This window comes from Candidatus Spongiisocius sp. (assembly GCF_965221825.1).
In the GTDB taxonomy this organism is placed as follows: Bacteria; Actinomycetota; Acidimicrobiia; order Spongiisociales; family Spongiisociaceae; genus Spongiisocius.
Genome location: NZ_OZ244917.1, coordinates 449057 through 466454, shown reverse-complemented (window position 1 = coordinate 466454; position 17398 = coordinate 449057). Strand labels below are relative to the sequence as shown.

General features: G+C 65.6%; 15 protein-coding genes. 4 read left to right on the top strand and 11 right to left on the bottom strand.

The genetic code is table 11. The annotated features are described in order from the left end of the window. Positions 1–78: 78 nt before the first annotated feature. The 9 genes from ACOQPD_RS02110 to proX all read right to left on the bottom strand — a co-directional run bounded on the left by ACOQPD_RS02110 (position 79) and on the right by proX (position 10013). Positions 79–1671, bottom strand: coding sequence for a DUF3179 domain-containing (seleno)protein (locus ACOQPD_RS02110; RefSeq protein WP_420613253.1), 1593 nt, complete (start codon positions 1669–1671; stop codon positions 79–81). Between the two features lie 77 nt (positions 1672–1748). Continuing rightward, positions 1749–1988 (bottom strand): preprotein translocase subunit SecG, encoded by a 240-nt coding sequence (gene secG, locus ACOQPD_RS02105; protein ID WP_420613252.1) that lies wholly within the window; start codon positions 1986–1988, stop codon positions 1749–1751. A 159-nt stretch (positions 1989–2147) separates the two neighbouring features. Next, positions 2148–2333, bottom strand: a complete 186-nt coding sequence (locus tag ACOQPD_RS02100; RefSeq protein ID WP_420614417.1) for a four helix bundle protein — start codon at positions 2331–2333, stop codon at positions 2148–2150. A gap of 123 nt (positions 2334–2456) precedes the next feature. Further along, positions 2457–3206, bottom strand: a complete 750-nt coding sequence (gene gpmA, locus ACOQPD_RS02095) for a 2,3-diphosphoglycerate-dependent phosphoglycerate mutase (RefSeq protein ID WP_420613251.1) — start codon at positions 3204–3206, stop codon at positions 2457–2459. 20 nt (positions 3207–3226) lie between these two features. Continuing rightward, entirely contained in the window at positions 3227–4003 is a 777-nt protein-coding gene (gene tpiA / locus ACOQPD_RS02090) for a triose-phosphate isomerase (protein ID WP_420613250.1), read from the bottom strand. Further along, on the bottom strand, positions 3991–5175 hold the full coding sequence (locus ACOQPD_RS02085) for a phosphoglycerate kinase (protein WP_420613249.1): 1185 nt from the start codon (positions 5173–5175) through the stop codon (positions 3991–3993). Before ACOQPD_RS02085 ends, tpiA begins: the two co-directional genes overlap by 13 nt. 3 nt (positions 5176–5178) lie before the next feature. Continuing rightward, entirely contained in the window at positions 5179–6081 is a 903-nt protein-coding gene (gene rapZ / locus ACOQPD_RS02080; protein WP_420613248.1) for an RNase adapter RapZ, read from the bottom strand. After that, positions 6074–7900: an excinuclease ABC subunit UvrC gene (gene uvrC, locus ACOQPD_RS02075; protein ID WP_420613247.1), complete on the bottom strand. Its 1827-nt coding sequence runs from the start codon at positions 7898–7900 to the stop codon at positions 6074–6076. Before uvrC ends, rapZ begins: the two co-directional genes overlap by 8 nt. Positions 7901–7931: 31 nt before the next feature. Beyond that, positions 7932–10013, bottom strand: coding sequence for a glycine betaine/L-proline ABC transporter substrate-binding protein ProX (gene proX, locus ACOQPD_RS02070; RefSeq protein WP_420613246.1), 2082 nt, complete (start codon positions 10011–10013; stop codon positions 7932–7934). 198 nt (positions 10014–10211) lie between these two features. Between proX and ACOQPD_RS02065 the strand changes: the two genes are divergently transcribed. Both ACOQPD_RS02065 and ACOQPD_RS02060 read left to right on the top strand, forming a co-directional pair. Then, entirely contained in the window at positions 10212–11990 is a 1779-nt protein-coding gene (locus tag ACOQPD_RS02065) for a BCCT family transporter (RefSeq protein ID WP_420613245.1), read from the top strand. After that, positions 11987–12925 carry a glycine betaine ABC transporter substrate-binding protein gene (locus ACOQPD_RS02060; protein WP_420613244.1) on the top strand — a complete coding sequence of 313 codons (939 nt, stop codon included), beginning with the start codon at positions 11987–11989 and terminating at the stop codon, positions 12923–12925. The genes ACOQPD_RS02065 and ACOQPD_RS02060 overlap by 4 nt, the downstream gene beginning before the upstream one ends. Before the next feature lie 41 nt (positions 12926–12966). Here ACOQPD_RS02060 and ACOQPD_RS02055 read toward each other — a convergent pair whose 3' ends face one another. Then, the gene (locus tag ACOQPD_RS02055) at positions 12967–13716 is read right to left on the bottom strand and encodes a class I SAM-dependent methyltransferase (RefSeq protein ID WP_420613243.1); all 750 of its coding nucleotides are present in this window, start codon (positions 13714–13716) and stop codon (positions 12967–12969) included. 21 nt (positions 13717–13737) lie between these two features. On the opposite strand from ACOQPD_RS02055, the gene ACOQPD_RS02050 reads away from it, so the two are divergent. Further along, on the top strand, positions 13738–14052 hold the full coding sequence (locus tag ACOQPD_RS02050; RefSeq protein WP_420613242.1) for a type II toxin-antitoxin system Phd/YefM family antitoxin: 315 nt from the start codon (positions 13738–13740) through the stop codon (positions 14050–14052). Beyond that, positions 14049–14468, top strand: coding sequence for a type II toxin-antitoxin system VapC family toxin (locus tag ACOQPD_RS02045; RefSeq protein ID WP_420613241.1), 420 nt, complete (start codon positions 14049–14051; stop codon positions 14466–14468). Before ACOQPD_RS02050 ends, ACOQPD_RS02045 begins: the two co-directional genes overlap by 4 nt. A gap of 14 nt (positions 14469–14482) precedes the next feature. Here the strand turns inward: ACOQPD_RS02045 and uvrA are convergent, their stop codons facing one another. After that, on the bottom strand, positions 14483–17302 hold the full coding sequence (uvrA, locus tag ACOQPD_RS02040; protein ID WP_420613240.1) for an excinuclease ABC subunit UvrA: 2820 nt from the start codon (positions 17300–17302) through the stop codon (positions 14483–14485). Positions 17303–17398: the final 96 nt, after the last annotated feature.

Below are 17398 nucleotides of genomic sequence, written 5' to 3'. Positions count from 1 at the left end.
CCGATCCGGAGCAGCCACGAGGTCCATCCGGACGGCTTACCTGAAGACTAGTTCGGTGGTCGCGATCGATCCCGGCGCTTACCCGTCGGCGGGTTTCCAGAGATCGGTTCCGGGATGGAATTGGCTCCACGCGAACCAGAAGGCCTCATGGGCGGGTATCTCGGCTCCGTCCGGTCCCAGGGCGCGCAGGCCGCCTCCGTCCAGCGTGACGACGATCCCCTCGTGCTCGACCGCTCCACCTCGCCTCAGGGTTGCCTGGGCGTCGGCGACCGGGAAAGCCACCGCAGTGGGGGCCGCTCCCTCGTCGACCAGGACACCGAGCACCTTCTCCTGGACCGGCAGGCGGTCGTCCCAGTCTCCTATCGGGAAGATCGGACCATCGTCGTCACGACCCCGCAGCGGATCCTCCGGGTAGGACCGGCCGAGCCCTCCGTCCTCCGCCACGATGAGAGTGTGCGGATTGGCGGCCCTCCACTCCCCCCATCGCGAGGTCACCATGGTGGTCTGGGGCAGCCGGACTCCCGCCTCCCGGAGAGGACCGCTGACCGCTCGGCCGGTGAACGTGTCGAACATGGAACGCGTGTGGTACTCGTACATCATCTTGTTGGAGCGTGACAGGAGCCCGGACGTGCGGAGTTCGAACGTCCCGGCATCCCCGAGCCGGTCGCGGACCGAGTCGGGCACCACGTCAGTGAAGTAGGCCTGGGCGGAGCCGCACAGCGTGCAGTACGGGATCCCCAATCGCCTTCCACCGACCGTTATGTTGACCATCTCGTGGACTTCCATCATGTTCTTGGGGAACGCCACCGCCTCCCCGTTGACGCTCACCGCGAACACGTATGCATCATCGGGGTAGTAGTCACCCTCGGAGGCGGGTACCAGACTGGGATCGTTGAGCGCCGGGATGCAGCCCCGGGGGCACGGTAGATGAGTCGAGTTGAGAGGGCGGTCGTCGATCAGCACCCCGCCCCAGGTGACGTGGCGCCAGTCGATGAGCGAGTCCTCGTCGGCGAAGAACGGCGCCCATCCCAGCTCGACCAGGGTGTACAACCCTCCCTTCCACCTGGCAAGCCCGGGCGGCGCAGGCGTGTCCCATGTGATCAGCTGGTTGGTGGCGTCGCGCCACGCGTTCGCGCCGAGGTCGACGCCTGTCAGTTCGGTGAATGCGAACCGGAGGCCGGAGGAATCGGGAGGGATGAAGCGCATGAGATCCGCGATGATCCAGGCGACCCGCCGGTCGCCGGACCGGCCGAGGCGGACGATGGCCTCGGTGTCCAGCCCGGTGGTCAACGAGTCGAGAAGGACTTGGAGGTCGGCCTCTATGTCCGCCGCCAGGGGGTCCTCCGCCGGAGTGACCGGCGGCTCTTCGGTGGAGTCGGCCGGTGCCGTGGCTGTTTCGGCGGAGGTGTCCTCAGGCGCGGCTACGGGAGCTGTGCCGGCCGGTCGCTCGTCGGCCGGTACCGAGGAGGAGGGTTCTTTTCGGTCGTCGGCCGGTACAGAGGAGGAGGGTTCTTTCAGGCCGGTCGTGGTGGTGGTTTCGAGCGGCTCGGCGAGCTCGACCGTCGCGGTCCCCGGACTTGACGGCCCCGCTGATCGGATGGCGACCAGCGCCGCGAGCCCCGCCAGCAGCACCAAGCCGATCAGGAGCGCCAGGCGGTGTCTGGGGTTCACGCCGCGGTCTCCCCAGGGGGTGCGGTCATCAACCCGTGCTTAGGTATGCCCCCGGCCGCCGCCCGAGGATCATGAGTTCAGCGCCCGAGAAGGATCGCCAGGCTGACGGTGGTGGCCGCGAACAGGACCGCCACGACAACGGTCATGCGATCCAGGTTCCGCTCGGCGAGCGTCGATCCGCCCATACCGCCCGCCTGCATCCCGCCGCCGAACATGTCGCCGAGCCCGCCTTTGCCGGCGTGGAGCAGGATCAGGAATACCAGCGCTACCGCCACTATCAGGTGGAGCACGGTGATGATGGCGATCGCGATCGTCATTAGGTAGTTCCTAGTTCCTAGTTGGTTAGTCGGTAGTTGCTAGTTGGCTCTAGCGCAGTGCCTGCTTGAGCCCGGTCAACATCTTACCAACCTCTTCGGCACAGGCCAGAACGTCCTCGACGTGCTTCTCGTCGGCCATTCCCAGACGGCCCGCCAAGATCAGATGGGTTCTGTCTCTGCGAGTGATCCGCTCGCGATTCCTAGAAAACGGATGAACACTCTGCCGCCATGGCGCGCCGCCCCCTCGGCGATATTCGCCGCGATCGAGCATACAGACCGTCGTGCTTGGACCGTCATACCGTATTTCTCTGAAGACGGAAACCCGGCCGATGGCCGATAGACCATATCTGCCAACTCGAGAGACTTCCGCCAGACCCCCAAGTCCTGATAGCGACCCATGATGACCTACTATAGACAGTAGTAGACTATATGGTAATTACCTCATAACTAGCAATTAGCAACTACAAACTATCCGGCTTGAGCGGCCACCGCCGCGGCGGCCGCCGCCGCAACGGCCGGGTCGCCCAAGTACCGGTCTCCGGCGTACCGGAGATCATCGTCCAGTTCCACGACCAGCGGGATACCGGTGGGGATGTTGAGGCGGGTGATCTCATCGTCGCCGATCTGCTTCAGGTACTTGAGCAGGGCGCGGATGCTGTTGCCGTGGGCGACCACCAGCACGCGTCGTCCCGCGGACAGGTCAGGCATGATCCCCGCCCTCCAGTAGGGCACCGCGCGCGCGACCACGTCGGCCAGGCACTCGGAAGCGGGGAGGTCGCCGGCCGCCACGTCCCCGTACCTCCGGTCGAAGCGGGGATGGCGCGGGTCGTCCGTTTCCAGGGCCGGGGGCGGCACCGCGTAGCTCCGCCTCCATTGGAAGACCTGATCCGCGCCATGCAGGGCGGCGGTCTCCTTCTTGTTCAGGCCTTGCAACCCGCCGTAGTGACGCTCGTTGAGCCGCCAGCTCCGGCACACGGGCAACCAGTGCAGATCCATGCGGTCCAGGGCGAGGTTGGCGGTGTTGATGGCCCTTCGAAGCAACGAGGTGTGGACGATGTCGAAGGCCAGGCCTTCCTCCGCCATCAACAGGCCGGCGGATGTCGCTTCCTCCCTCCCGCTCACAGTGAGCGGCACGTCGGTCCAGCCGGAGAAGCGATTCTCCAGGTTCCACGTGCTCTCACCATGCCGTAGTAGGACCAGTTCGTTCGGTCGGGTCATACGCGTCCACTCCCTCCCTCCTACGTCCAGTACCTCACGCAGGCCGCCAGCGTCCCCGGGTCGAGAGAGGCTCCCCCGATCAGGCCACCGTCTATGTCCAGCTTGGCCATGAGAGCGGCCACGTTACCCGGGTTGATCGACCCGCCGTAGATGATCCGCACCTGGTCAGCCGATTCCCCGTGCCGTGACCGGATGCGGTTCCTGATAGACGAGGACATCTCCTGAGCGACCGACGGTCGGGCATGGCGGCCGGTGCCGATCGCCCACACCGGTTCGTACGCGACCACCAGCCGGGCGACCTGGTCGGAGGGTATCCTGGCCAGCGCGCCAGATACCTGCCGACCCACCGTCTCCTCGGCGCGACCGGCTTCCCGTTCCTCCAGGGTCTCGCCCACCGCCACGATCGGCGTGACTCCTTCCGACAGTGCCGCCCGAGCCTTCCTGTTGACCATCCGGTCGTCCTCGCCAAAATCCCTGCGGCGCTCCGAATGGCCGACGATGACGTAGCTGACAGCCAGCTTGGCAAGCATGCGGGCCGAAACCTCACCGGTGTGGGCGCCGTCCTTGGCCCAATGCACGTTCTGCGCCACTATGTGGATCGGGAGGTCGTCCATCTGGACCACGGTCTGGACCGAGCGGAGAGAGGTGAAGGAAGGCGCAACCCCGACGTCGACCCGGTCGTAATCGGCCGGATCGAGCTGGTAGCTCAGCGCCTGGACCCATTGCATCGCCTCGAAGTAGGTCCCGTGCATCTTCCAGTTGCCAACCATCAGGGGCTTGCGCGCTACCGAGCCCATCGTTCCAGTCCCCTCACTCCCGGCAGGGTCCGGCCTTCCAGCAGTTCCAGCCCGGCCCCACCACCTGTCGACAGGTGATCGAGGTCGGCCTGGCAGCCGAGCATTCGCAGCGCGGCCACGGAGTCGCCGCCGCCGGCGACTCGAAAGGCGCTCGATCGGGCCATCGCGGTCGCCACCGTGGCGGTGCCTGCCCGGAAGGCCTCCCACTCGAACACCCCCATGGGGCCGTTCCAGAACACCGACCCGGAACCTCCGATGACCTCGGCGAACTGTTCGGCGGTGGCGGGGCCGATGTCCAGGCCCCAGGCGCTTTCCTCGATGGAGCTCACGCCTACCGCGGTGGCGGCGGCGCCCTCCTCGAACCGGTCGGCGGTGACTATATCGGAGGGTAGGACCAGCCGGTCCGCCGCCGGGCTACTCAGGAGCTCGCGCAATGAGTCGAAACGGTCCGGCTCCACCAGCGACTTGCCGACCTCGTAGCCCTCGACGGCCAGGAGGCTGAAGCACATGCCGCCGCCCACCAGCATGGTGTCCACCTTGGGCAGCAGCGCCCGGATGAGCGGAAGCTTGTCAGAGATCTTGGCGCCGCCCAGCACCACGGTGAACGGGCGGGGAGGGCTGTCCATGAGGTGCCGGAAGACGTCCAGCTCGCGTTCGAGGAGCGGCCCGGCGGCTGATCTGAGCAGAGCAGACACTCCGGTCGTGGAAGCATGGGCCCGGTGGGCCGAGCCGAAGGCGTCCAGCACGAAGAAATCGGCCCACTCGGCCAACTCCGACGCATAGTCGGGGTCGTTGGTGGTCTCGCCCGGATGGAAACGGGTGTTCTCCAGCAGCACCACGTCGCCCGGACCGGCCTCTCCGACCAGGCGCCGGGCGCTCTCGCCGACCGAGTCGGCCGCATGGGCGACCGGGAATCCACCCAACTCGGACAGTGTCCTGGCGACGGGCGCCATTCGCATCCCGTCCACCACGCAGCCTCGGGGCCGTCCTAGATGGCTGCAAAGGATGACCGCTGCTCCCGCATCACGGAGCTGGCCGATGGCGGGGAGCGCCGCTCGGAGGCGAAAGTCATCGGCTACCTGGCCGTCGCGAAGGGGAACGTTCAGGTCGGAGCGGAGCAGCACCCGGCGCGCGGGCACTGGGAGATCCGCGACGGTCAAGAACCTCTTCACGAGTTACTTGCTCTCCTGCTCGACATCCCGATGCCGGATTGTGGCGTGATATCCCTCGTCGCCCAACCACTCCCCCAGTTCCTCGGCGATGGCCACGGACCGGTGTCGCCCTCCCGTGCAGCCGATCCCGATGCTCACGTAGGACTTGCCCTCCTCGCGGTAGCGCGGGATCAGGAAGGACAGCAGGTCACGGATCCGCTTGAGGAAACCGCGCGCATCGTCGGTGTTGAGCACGAAGGTTCGAACCGGCTCATCCCGACCGGTGAGGAGGCGGAGGCCGGGCACCCAGTGAGGATTGGGGAGGAAGCGTACGTCGAACATGAGGTCATTGTCGCGGGGCGTACCGTTCTTGAAGCCGAACGAGGTGACCGCCAGGCGCATCGCGTGTTCGTCCACCAGCGCCGAAAGGTGGCTCCCGAACCACTCGCGAAGCTGATGGACGTTCGTCTCGCTCGTGTTGATGTACATGTCGGCCCGGAGCCGGAGGTCGACCATCATCTCGCGCTCGGCGGCGATCGAGTCGGCCAGGGTCGGCAATCCGAGGGGATGGGGCCGGCGGTGCTCCTCGTAGCGGCGGGTCAGGACGTCGTCGTCAGCGTCCAGGAAGACCAGCGTCATTCCGATGCCGGATCTTTCCAACTCCCGGATGTGGGCCTCGAGTTCGGTGAGTGGGAAGCCGCCGCGGCTGTCCAGAACCACCGCCAGGTGCCGCCCGCCCGCCTGCAGGTCGTTCAGCTCGACAACCTGGCGGAGAAGGAACGGCGGCAGGTTGTCGATCACGTAGAAGCCCAGGTCCTCGAGGACCTTGGCGCCGGTGGAGCGGCCGGCGCCCGAAAGCCCGGTGAGGACCAGCAACCGGGAACCATGGCCCGTAGAGGTAGGTACCGGGGCGTCGGGCTCAGCCATGCAAGGTAGCGTAGAGGTTCTCGGCGACCCGTAGCGGTACCACCTCGGCCAGTTGGGTTACGCTGGCCTCTCGCATCCTCTTGACCGATCCGAACGTCCGGACCAGGGCCTTCTTGCGAGCCGGTCCGACCCCGTCCACGTCGTCGAGTATGGAATCGATCATCCGTTTCCCTCGGAGTTGGCGGTGATACATGAGGGCGAAGCGATGGGCCTCGTCACGGACCCGTTGGAGCAGGTGGAGTGCGGGCTGGTCCCTCGGGATGACGATCGGGTCCACCTGGCCCGGGACGTACACCTCCTCCATGCGCTTCGCCAGCCCTGCCACGGGTATGTCGAGATCGAGCCGGGCGAGGACCTCGACCGCCCTGGCGATCTGCCCCGGTCCCCCGTCGATCAGCACCAGCGAGGGCGGGTAGGCGAACTTTCCCCGTTCGGAAACGGGTTTGTCGAGGTCGGCGAGATATGCGGTGAAGCGCCGGCGAATCACCTCCTCCATCGAGGAGAAGTCGTCCTGCCCGGTCACGGTCCGGATCCGGAACCTCCGGTAGTCGGCCCTGCGGGGAAGCCCGTCCTCGAGGACGACCATCGACGCCACGGTGTGGCGCCCCTGGATCGTCGAGACGTCGTACGCCTCGATCCGCAGTGGTGGCTCCGGGAGCGCCAGGGCGGTCTGGAGGCTGCGCAGATCGCGTGCTCGGGCGTTGTGGTCGGACTGGCGCCTCAGCCGGTGCCGTAGGAGAGCCTCGGAGGCGTTGGTCCTGGCAGTCTCCAGCAGCCGGCGTTTGGCGCCCCGCTTGGGAGATCTGAGGGTCACCCGAGCACCGCGTCGCTGGGACAGGAGATCCGACCAGGGCTCGTCGTCGGGGGGCAGGGCTTCCACCAGGATGAGACGGGGCGGTGGCGAGGACTCGTCGTAGAGATCCCGGAGGACCGTGGCGGTGACCTGCGAGGGCGTCACGTCCTCGACCTTGTCGATGATCGACCCCAACCGTCCCACGATGCGGCCGTTGCGCACCTTGAGCACCTGCACTGAGGTCTCGAGGTCGGTCTCCTCCATGGCGATGAGGTCGAAGTCCTCCCGCTTGTCGGTGACCACTTCCTGGCGGGCCACTGCGCGCCTTACATCCTGAGCCTGGTCGCGCAGGCGGGCGGCGCGCTCATAGTCCAGTTTCTCGGACGCTTCGGCCATCCGGGATTCGATGCCTTCGATCAGGGTGTCAGCGCTGCCCGAGAGAACCTGGTCCAGACCGCTCACGTACCCGGCGTAGGTGTCCGGGTCGACATAACCCACGCAGGGCGCCGAACACCGCTCGATCTCGTACTCGATGCACGGCCTGCCCTTCAGTTCGTGTCGCCGGAACACCGCATCGGAGCAGGTACGGATCGGTAGCGACTTGAGCAGCAGATCCAGGGTGTTACGGATGGCATAGGCATGGGCGAAGGGGCCGAAGTACTGGACACCCTTGCGCTTGGCGCCCCGCATCACCCGAGCCCGCGGCCAGAGATCGGACCGGGTTATGGCGAGATAGGGGTAGCTCTTGTCGTCCCGCAAGCGGATGTTGAAGCGGGGCCGGTGCTCCTTGATCAGCGAGAACTCCAGGAACAGGGCGGCCACCTCGCTATCCACCATGATCCACTCCACTCCGTCAGACGCCTCGACCATGGCCTGGGTCCGAGGGGGCAGATCTCCTGTGAAGTAGGTGGAGACCCGCTTGCGGAGCGACTTCGCCTTGCCCACGTAATTAACCCGGCCATGCCGATCGCGGAACAGGTAGGCGCCCGGAGCGTCGGGGATCTCAGCCGGAGCGGGGCGGTTCACGGGTTCGTTCCTCTCGGCGCCGGATAGCCCATCAACCGAGCGCGCCGAACCACCGGTTGTAAATGTGCTGGTAGGCACCGGATTCGATCAGGTCCAGGAGGGCCAGATCAATCCTCTCGCGTAGCTCAATGTCGTCCTCGCTGACCATCAGACCGTACTGGACCTTATCGAACAGCGGGCCGACCGTGGTGACCTCGCCCTCGCCCTCGCGCGATACGTGGAACCGGAGAACCGGCGCGTCGAATACGATTGCTTCGACCTCGCCCCGAGCCAGAAGATCGTATGCCTGCTCGATGTCATGCACCACGACCGGGCCGACGCCGACGCCGGTCAGGTACGTGTGTCCGGCCGAGTTGTGCACGGTGGCGACCCGATTACCGGGGAGGTCGGCGGGTCCGTCGATGTCGCCCCGGAGTTCGCTCACCGCCAACGACGACGCGATGGCGGCGGTGAAGCTGGCGAAGACCAGGGTGCCCAGGGCGATCCAGATCAGGGCGAACAACCTGCCCGATCTTCCGCGGGCCACCTTGTCTCCGTAACCGACCGTGCTCATGGTCACGACCGACCAGTAGAACGAGTCCCAGATGCCGCGGCGGTAAGGCACCGCGAAGTCAGCGTTGTGCTTCCGTTCCAGCCACCAGATCACGTGCGCCGCGACCAGGACGGCGACCGCGAACACCACGAGAAGCCAGGGCAGGTCCGAACCCCAGATGGCATGCAGGAAGACCAGGATGCGGTCCCATACCGCTTCGGATCCGCGGGTGGCGGACATGATCGTAAGGCCGGTGTCGAGCAACGGAAGCGAGAAGTCGATCGCTTCCTCCCGATGACCGGTAATCGCGACGCCCCCCAACCCCACGGCCGCCAGGCCGCGGTGGATGTCGTCAACCTGCTTGGCCACGGTGTCGACCGCGTAGACCTCGACCGTCATGCCCAGGTGGGCGGCGATGAGCCGCACCAGGTCGACCTCGAAACCGCTATAGGTCCCCTCGTCGTAGATGACGAACGGAGGAAGGGTACGTGCAGCGACCGTGAGTACCCCGCCCGCGGCTGCAGAACCGGCTCCGGCGCCACCCACGGCGGTGGCCTCCGGGTCGGCGGCTTCGATCCAGGCGGACACCACGTCCGAATTGACCACCAGCCATTCTTCGGCGTGCCTCCGGATGTCCTCCGGATCACCCTCATCGTGGACCATATCCGCGTTCTGCCGGGAGATATCCTCGAGGGGTATCACCACCTGTTCGAGGAGCCTGCGAACCGACGGGTTGGCTTCGAGAAAACCGGAGTTGGCCACAGCCCGGATGTCGTTGGGGGGCCACCCCACCTCGCATGGATTGTTGACGCATCCCGGTATTCCCGGTATTGACGTGCGGTCGAGAAAGGCCGCCTGGTCGGGAGGGAGGGAGGAGAACGGTGTCTCCAGCCACACCACGTCACGACCGGGAACCAGCTCGCCGACGGTCCAGTTCGGAGTCCACGTGTAGTAGAGGACCGGCTGTCCGGCCTCGAAACGGGCGATGGTATCCGCTATCAGCGGCGAGTAATCCCCCTGTACCTGCTCCACGGTGGTGGCCAGTCCGAACACGTCTAGATGGTGTTCGATGACATGGGAGCAGGTCCACCCGGTCTCGCAGCCGATCAAGTCGGCTCGCCCGTCGCCGTCTCGGTCGAACAGAGCGGCTACTTCGGGATCGGCCAGATCTCCGAGGTTGGTTATGCCGTGAGCCCGGGCCGTGGCAGCGTCGACGAAATATCCCTGGAGCGCTCCCGCGTCGACCTGCGTCCCGACCGCCTCCACGAGTTCCTCCTCGATGAGACCGTCATGGGTCGGGAACCATCCGTTCGCCCAGAGATCGACCTCGCCCGCTGCCACCGCGCGATAGAAGTCCGGGTTCTCCATGGTGACCGGACCATCCACGCGATACCCCAGGCGCAGCAGCAGGAGCCGGTACACCTCGGCCTGGAACCAGCCGGTGTCCCAGGTGGCCCGGGCCATCCGCACGGTCTTCGGCTCGGCGGGTTCTTCCTCCGGCTGACCCGAAGCCGGGACGACCGCCCCCACGGCCAGCAGCACCACGGCCGACAGCGAACAGGCGATCAGGGTGCGTCGCACAGCGGTCTCCGGTAGGGGCTGTGCCAAGGCTAGCGGTGCTTTCTGCTCACTTACCGAAACAAAAATAGCGTTTCCGTGATCACTCGGACTGCCTTGTTCATATAGTGAACAGATACGGGTTCCCGGCAGGCGACGGCGCCGGGACTGCCAGGCGACTGAAAGGAGTTCGTATGGTCGTGAGAATCGGGAGAGGTCGTCATGGCTGACAACAAGGGCCATGACCAGGACCTCGACCTCACCAGCATCTCCGAGGCCTACGACGACTGGGAGAGGGACCGGGAACGCCGCCGTGAGGCTGCCATCCGGGAACGTTCACACTTCGAAGGTCTCCAGATCGACCCTGACATCGACTTCTATCCCGAGGTGGCAGATCGGGAGCCAGGTGACAGGAACATCGTCAGGTGGGGATTCGATATACATCCCCAGGTGACGTTCTCCGCCGCCGGATTCCTGCTGCTGTTCATCGCAGCCACCCTGATCTTCCCGGATCAGGCGGCCGGGGTGTTCAGCGCCATCCTCAGCTTCATCAACGAGAAGGTGGGCTGGCTGTACATAATCTCGTTCAACGTCTTCATAGGCGCGGCGCTCTACTTCGCGCTCGGGAGGTACGGCAAGATCCGACTAGGTGGCCCGGCAGCGCTCCCGGAGTTCTCCACGCCCGCATGGTACGCCATGTTGATCTCCGCGGGCCTCGGCATCGGGTTGATGTTCTGGGGCGTTGCGGAGCCGATCTTCCACCTGACGGCGCCGCCTCCCCTGTTCGACGTAGAACCCTTGTCAACGGAAGCTGCGAGAGCCTCACTGGCGACCTCCTACCTCCACTGGGGGATCCATGGATGGGCGCTGTACGGCCTGGTAGCCCTCGCTCTGGGGTTCTTCGCCTACAACCGGGGACTGCCTCTGACCTTCCGATCGGTGTTCTACCCGATCCTGGGTCCGAGGATCTACGGCACGTGGGGTAATGCGATCGACATCCTCACAGTGGTGGCCACCCTGTTCGGACTTGCCACCTCGCTGGGATTCGGCGCCTCTCAGGCTGCCGCAGGGCTTAACCAGGTCTTCGGTATCCCGGACAATCTGTTAACCCAGGTGCTGCTCATCGCGGGCATCACCGGACTGGCAACCATCTCGGTGGTGGCTGGACTGGACGCCGGGGTCAAGAGGTTGAGCGCGCTCAATGTCTGGCTAGCAGCGGCGTTCCTGGTATTCGTGCTCCTAGTGGGCCCGACCCTGCTGGTTCTCTCGCTCTACGTCGAGAGCATCGGCGTTTACATCCAGATCCTGCCGGAGTTCTCCTTCTGGAATGCCGCTCTGCTCGAAACGCAGTGGCAGCAGTGGTGGACCATCTTCTACTGGGGATGGTGGATCTCCTGGTCCCCCTTCGTTGGTATGTTCATCGCCCGGATCTCCAAGGGACGCTCGGTGCGAGAGATGATCATCGGTGTGATCGTCCTTCCCTGCCTCCTGTGCTTCCTCTGGTTCGCGGTGTTCGGCGGAGCAGCCATGAACCTGCAGATGACGGGAGAACTGGACGTGGCCACCGCGGTCAACGAGAACGTGGCGACCGCCCTGTTCGTGATGTTGGAGGCCTTCCCATGGACCTTCTTCGTCTCGATAGTGGGCATCCTGCTGCTGGTCTCGTTCTTTGTAACTTCGTCGGACTCGGGATCCCTGGTGGTGGACCACCTGACGTCGGGCGGAAAGCTCGACTCGCCCAAGCCGCAGCGTGTGTTCTGGGCACTGATGGAAGGATTGGTGGCCATAGTTCTGCTGGTCGGAGGCGGCCTGTCGGCCCTACAGACGGCTGCCGTGGCTACCGGACTGCCCTTCCTCTTCGTGCTCCTGATAATGCTGTGGAGCCTGAAGAAGGCCTTCGACGAAGAGCTCGACCTCTTGGAGAGCCACTACGACGAGGCCATCTTCCAAGCACAACACAGCGGCTTGATTGAGCGACTGGGAAGAGGAGGTGAAGAATGATCAAGCGATCGAGCGCCCGGATCGCCGCGGTCGCGGCATTCGTGCTGGTGCTCTCGGCCTGCGCCGTCCAAGAAGAGGAGGGCCCCGTGGCGATCGCCCGGGCCGATTGGAGTTCCGGCTACATGCAGGCTGCCATCTATGCGCAGCTGATCGAGGAGCTCGGACACGAGGTCACCGATCCGGCAGCCGCCGAACTCAGGCCTTACTCGTTCTATCCCGCCCTAGCCGCGGGCCAGTACGACCTCTGGGCCAACGGCTGGTTCCCCCTTCATGGCATCTTCCTGGAGGGAGAGAACGTCACCGGCCAAGCGGTCGATCTACCCATTGAGGTGGTTGGCTGGCAGGTAGCCGGCGGCGGCGGCTCGGGCATCATGGTCGATAAGGCCACAGCCGACAGGCTGGGAATCTCCTCGATGGACGGCGTGGCCGCCAATGCCGGGGCCTTCGATAAGAACGGCAACGGCAAGGCCGACTTCATCGGCTGCAATGTCGGATGGGGATGCCAGGTCGAGTTCAACGAACAGATCGCCAACGAGAGCTGGGGCGCCGGTGTGGAGCAGATCTCCGGCACCTACGACCAGTTGATCAGAGGCGTCATCGATGAGGTAGCGGCCGGCGAGTCGGCGTTGTTCTATGCCTGGACGCCCAACTGGACCAGCACCGCCCTGGTGCCGGGCCAGAATGCCGTGTGGGTGCAGTCCGACATCAACGACATCCGAGCGGTGGCCAACACCGACTTCTTGGATAGGAACCCGGACATCCGTCAACTCCTCGAGTTGGTGGCGATCCCGCTGGCTGACATCGCGGCACAGAACGCCAGGATGGCCGCCGGGGAATACTCCGAGGCTGATATCGAAGGCGATGCCGAGGCTTGGATCGCTGCTAACCGCGACATGGTCGACGGTTGGCTGGCGTCGGCGCGAGCGGCAGGCTGATCCGTTAGCCGAAATCGAAAGTCGAACAACCAGACCCGGCCCTATCGCTTAGGCGGAGGGCCGGGTCTACTACGTCGGCGCCATCGGATGGCCATCAGGCGGGGAATGTCGCCGTGCAGGGCCGCCAGATCGTCACGGGCGGCGGTCTCCGCCGCCACACCCTCCTCGCGGATTTCCTCCAAGTGCCATCCGGCGCCGGCCGCGGCGGTGAGCAGCACCCCGACGGGCCGGTGCCGGAACTCGATGGCCTGGTCACCGGCGGGCTCGAAGCTGTTTCCCCGGCTCAGGTAGCGGCCGAATCGCCAGAGCAACTCGCCGTCGGTCTGATCGATCACCGGCCCGGACCGGGGAGCCATGTAGACCGGATGGTTGATGACGACCGTCAACGCTCCACCGCCGCGAGTGACCCGGGCGGTCTCGGAGAAGAACCGCTGCGAACCCTCGAAGTGTTCGAGCGCCAGCACCACGTATGCCCCGTCGACCGCCGCATCCCTCACGCAGGCCAGGTCCGGCAGCCGGTGCAGAAAGACCGGGTGCCTGCGGGCGGCGATCCCGGCCAGTTCCAGGTTGATGTCCACGCCGATTGCCTTCACGCCCCGCGCCGCCACCAGGTCCTGGATGCGGCCGTCCCCGCATCCGAGGTCGAGCAGGACGTGGTCTCGCACCGGCCTGAACACCTTGAGGAAGAGCGGAATCACTTCCTCCCGGTAGGCCGGATCATCGGCCTCGGACAGCCACCAGCCGGTTAGATCGATCCATCCCGTCCGTTCATGTCTCCCTGGTGCGCTCATGGCCCTCCAAACGAATCTGACTTGAATAGTCTGTACTTTGAGACTATAATGGTCATCATGAGCACGGTATCGGTCTCCGAACTGAAAGCCAACCTCTCTCGCTACCTCCGTGAGGTACGACGCGGCGGCGAAGTCCAAGTCCTGGACCGCGGAACGCCCGTCGCCAGGCTGACTGCGCCAACAGAACCTAACAGCGGAACCCGGCAGAGACTGGTCGGCATGGGACTCCTACGACCGGGCAGCGGAGACCCGGCGGCGATCCTGAACGCAGCCCCCCTGGAACTCGCGAAGAGCCTCTCCGATGCGTTGGACGAGGACCGTGCGGACCGTCTATGAGGTATTGGGACGCGTCTGCTCTCGTCCCGCTGATCGTTTCGGAGCCCGCTTCCGCGACGGTTCGTTCACGGCTTGCCGAAGACGGCGAGATAGTCACGTGGGTATGGACACGCGTCGAGATCACCAGTGCGGTCGAACGCTGTAGCCGTGAGGGATCGATCACCAGGCGACAACGGCGTGAAGTGCTAAAACGGTTGAACGCATTCGCCGATACCTGGGATGAGGTAACCGAGGTGCTGGCGGTCAGATCGCGTGCCGCCTTATTATTGGCGCGTCATCCTCTACGGGCCGCGGACGCGGGCCAACTCGGGGCCGCTCTGCTGGTCAATGAGCAAACCGCCTCTCCGCTGCGGTTCGAGTGCCTTGACCATCGCCTGGCAGAAGCGGCCGAACTGGAGGGCCTACAGGTCGTCTAGGGCTCCGGCGCCCTTTACGGGAGTACGTCGCGGAGGAACTTGCCGGTGTAGGACTCGGGCACGGCAGCCACCTGCTCGGGGGTTCCCAGGGCTACGATCCGCCCGCCCTCGTCGCCTCCTTCCGGGCCGAGGTCGATGATCCAGTCGGCGGAGCGCACCACGTCCAGGTTGTGCTCGATCACCACCACCGTGTTGCCGGTGTCCACGAGGCGGTGGAGCACTTCCAGGAGTTTGCGGGTGTCCTCGAAGTGGAGTCCGGTGGTGGGCTCGTCGAGGATGTAGAAGGTGTTGCCGGTGGCCCGCTTCCCCAACTCCGACGCCAGTTTCACCCGCTGCGCCTCCCCGCCCGAGAGGGTCGGGGCGGGCTGGCCGAGGCGGATGTAACCGAGGCCCACATCGCAGATAGTCTGGATAATGCGGGCGATCGGCGGCTGTGCTTCGAAGAACGAGAGGGCCTCCTCGGCCGGCATGTTGAGGACGTCGGCGATCGACCGGCCCTTCCACAGCACCTGCAAGGTGTCCCGGTTGTAGCGCCGGCCCTCGCAGACCTCGCAGGTCACGTAGACGTCCGGCAGGAAGTGCATCTCGATCCTGATGTTGCCATCGCCCCGGCAGGCCTCGCACCGTCCGCCCTTGACATTGAAGGAGAAGCGCCCCGGCAGGTAGCCGCGGGCCCGGGCCTCCGGCGTGGAGGAGAACAGCTTGCGGATCCGGTCGAACACCTTCGTGTATGTGGCGGCGTTCGAGCGCGGGGTGCGGCCGATGGGCGACTGGTCGATGTTTATCACCTTGTCGAGGTATTCGACCCCGACGATGCGGCGATGCCGTCCGGGAACGGCCCGCGAGCGATACAGCCGGCTGTGCAGGCCTTTCGACAGGATTTCCTGCACCAGGGAGGACTTGCCGCTCCCGGACACCCCCGTGACGGCGATCAGCTTCCCCAGAGGGAGTTCCACGTCGAGGTTGCGCAGGTTGTTCTCGGCGGCTCCGACCACCGTGAGCGACCGCCCGTCGCCGTTGCGACGCTGCTCGGGGGTGGGGATGTGCCGGCGCCCTGCCAGATAGGCGCCCGTCAGCGATTCCGGCTCGGCCAGAAGGTCCGTCAGGTCCCCTTCAGCCACCACGTGCCCGCCCCGCTCACCCGCTCCCGGGCCCAGGTCGACCACGTGATCGGCGGTCCGAATGGTCTCTTCGTCGTGCTCGACCACGATCAGGGTGTTACCGAGATCACGGAGCCGGAGCAGAGTCTCGAGCAGCCGCCGGTTGTCCCGCTGGTGAAGGCCGATGGACGGCTCGTCGAGCACGTATAGAACGCCCACCAGTCCCGAGCCGATCTGCGTTGCGAGGCGGATGCGCTGCGCCTCGCCTCCCGAAAGGGTGGCGGCGCCGCGGTAGAGGGTCAGGTACTCGAGGCCCACATCGAGGAGGAAACGGAGGCGCTCGTGGATCTCCTTCAGCACCGGCCCGGCGATGGTCGTGTCCCGGTCGTTGAGCTCGAACTGCTCAAGCACCTCGAGCGTGGCCCGGATCGAACGGTCGCACATCTCGAAGATGTTCAGCCCCCCCACCGTGACAGCCAGCGAGACCGGGTTGAGGCGGGCGCCGGAGCAGGTCGGGCAGGGCACCTGGCGCATGTACTCCTCGTAAACCGACCGGGCATGATCCGACTCGGTCTGCTCGTGCCGCCTGCGCAGCACGGGGATCACGCCCTCGTACTTGGCCCGGTAGCGCCGCCGCCGGCCGAACCGGTTGGTGAAGGACACCTGGACCCGGAGGTCCCCGGTGCCGTGCAGCACCGCCTGCTGGTGCTCGATGTCCAGGTCGCAGAACCGGGCGTCTACGTCGAAGCCCAGCGTCCGGGCCAGGCCGTTGAGGAGATGCTGGTAGTAGCGGTTGCTGTTCGTAGCCCATGGGGCGAGCGCGCCATCCGCGATGGAGAGCTCGTCATCCGGTACGACCAGGCGGGGATCCACCTCGAACCTGGTGCCGATGCCGGAGCAGGCCTCGCAGGCGCCGTAGGGGCTGTTGAAGGAGAACGACCGGGGCTCCAGCTGGTCGAACGAGATGCCGCAGCTGTCGCAGGAGAGGTGCTGGCTGAAGGTCAGCTCAGACCCGTCGATGACGTCGACCACTGCGGTGCCACCGGTCAGGCCCAAGGCGGTTTCCAGAGAGTCGGTGAGGCGCCGTATATCGCCCCGGCCCGCCACCAGCCGGTCGACCACCACCTCGATGGTGTGGGTGTAATAGCGGTCAAGACGGATGGACTCGGCCAGGTCCATGATCTCACCGTCCACCCGGGCCCGGCTGAAGCCCTGGCGGGACAGGTCCCGGAACAGCTCCTCGTACTCCCCCTTACGTCCGCGGACGATCGGCGCCAGTACCTGGAAGCGGGTGCCCTCCTCGAGCTCGGTTATCCGGTCAACGATCTGCTGGGGAGTCTGGCGCGCCACCACCTTCCCGCAGCGGGGACAGTGGGGCTTCCCGATACGGGCGTAGAGGAGGCGGAGGTAGTCATGGATCTCGGTGACGGTGCCGACCGTGGAACGGGGATTCCGGCTGGCGGTCTTCTGGTCGATCGAGATGGCGGGTGACAGGCCCTCGATGAAGTCCACATCGGGCTTGTCCATCTGACCCAGGAACTGGCGGGCGTAAGCGGACAGGCTCTCCACGTAGCGGCGCTGGCCCTCCGCGTAGATGGTGTCGAACGCCAGGCTGGACTTCCCCGATCCGGACAGGCCGGTGAAGACGATGAACCTCTCGCGCGGAAGCTCGACGGAGATGTCCTGGAGGTTGTGCTCGCGTGCTCCGCGAACGATGAGCTTGTCTCTGGTCATGAAGCTCGGGCGGTTCGACACAGGGGAGGCGGGATACCCGCCATGCTAGCGGTTGCCCGTGACCAGCCGGTCCGGCGGCAAGGGCAAGGCTCGGCC